This window comes from Streptomyces sp. NPDC057654, assembly GCF_042800135.1.
Taxonomy (GTDB): domain Bacteria; phylum Actinomycetota; class Actinomycetes; order Streptomycetales; family Streptomycetaceae; genus Streptomyces.
This window is the reverse complement of record NZ_JBHVHQ010001327.1, coordinates 1-1,481: the sequence shown is the minus strand read 5'-3', so window position 1 is coordinate 1,481 and position 1,481 is coordinate 1. Positions and strand designations below refer to the sequence as shown.

Sequence of the window (1,481 nt, the reverse complement as noted above, 5' to 3'; positions counted from 1 at the left end):
GCCGGGCGCTGTCGTGCGTCCGGGCCGCACATAATTCGTCGAATGGGCGGTTCGCCGCAATGGATTTTGGTAACGGCTCCCGTACCCGCGAGATATGGCCTTCCGGGTGAGTCGCGGAGCGGTACGGACCTGCCGTTCGGGGGAACGCTCCCATGCGGACTTCGCGGTTGCTTGGAGCCGGATTAGAGGCGGCGTCTCCACCCTCGGGGGCTTATACACCAGTTCCGTTCGGAACGGAATAACAAAATGCGTCAAATCGGACAGGGTATTCGCGGTCCGGGGGTGGGACGGGTGACTGGTCGCACCATCCGGGGCGCGTAGGATCCGAGGGCCGGCCGCCTGGCGTGAGCAGGGAGTTTCCGATTGCGGATTCCCGGCGCGGGGCTTGACTCTCGCGTTGTGTTTGAGATCTCCTTGGGGACGTTCGAAGCGCGGCGAATATGCGGCGCAGGGTGGGGGTATGGATACCCTTACCGCTGTTGGGTTGTGCGTTTGGTGGGGGGCCGCACTTCGAATTGATTGCGACTGACTTTTCTTTCTCGGGGAACCGGACCGCCGGTGGCCCAAGGCATTCACGGTAGTTGAAAGTGGTCCGACGGGATCGCTTGACGACCGGTGTGCTGTTCGAACAAGATGCTCGCGCTGGTGCTGTGCGGGGACGGACCGGGAAGATTGGTGGCGGGGAGAAAGTGGCGATCAATAGCGCGATTACGGTCCTGGTGGTGGACGATCAGGGGCTGCTCCGGGAAACGTTGTGCGAAGTGCTGGCCAAAGAGCTCGATATCGAGGTCGTCGGCGGCATCGCCGACAGTGAGACGGCGATACGCATTGCCGCGGAGAAGCGGCCGGACGTCATTCTGCTGGACGGCCCGGATGCGGGCGGAATTGTGTCGATGCTCGCCGAGATGAAAAGGGTCTCGCCGAATTCACGGTGCATCGTGCTGACGTCCTGCAACCACCCGGCGCTCGTCCGGGAGGCCCTGCGGCTGCGAGTGAGCGCCTTCCTCGCCAAGAACGTCATGCGGGAAGAGGTCATCACCGCCATTCGCAGCGTGGTCATCCACCCCGATCAAATCGTGCTCTCCCTGCCCACCGAAAGCCTGGTGGCCGCCCGCGACCAAGACGGGCCGCGGCTTTCCGCACGGGAATTACAGATCATCGAGAATGTGGCGCAGGGCATGAGCAACGGGCAGATCGCCTCCCGGCTGGAGATCACCGAAGCGACGGTGAAGCGCCATCTCCGCAATATCTTCGACAAGCTGGGCGCCGTCTCCAGAATCGACGCGGTGAACAAGGCCAAGTCGGTGCTGATCGTCACCCCGCCCCGCGGCAGGAGCGGCCCGCCGGCGCCGCGGGCCGGCGCCTTCAGCGTCCCTTCCTGGTCCTGAAGCCTCCCGGCCCCGCGGTAGATCTCCCCGAGCCGGAACGCGGACGCCCCGGCCGGTCCGTCCCCCGCCGAAAAGCGGGGGAGCGGTCCGACC

General features: G+C 64.9%; 1 protein-coding gene. It reads left to right on the top strand.

Features of this window, described 5'->3' with window-relative positions; all coding sequences use genetic code 11:
- The first annotated feature begins 689 nt into the window (after nt 1-689).
- Entirely contained in the window at nt 690-1,388 is a 699-nt protein-coding gene (locus ACFU99_RS43305; RefSeq protein WP_384404200.1) for a LuxR C-terminal-related transcriptional regulator, read from the top strand.
- The last annotated feature ends 93 nt before the right edge of the window (nt 1,389-1,481 follow it).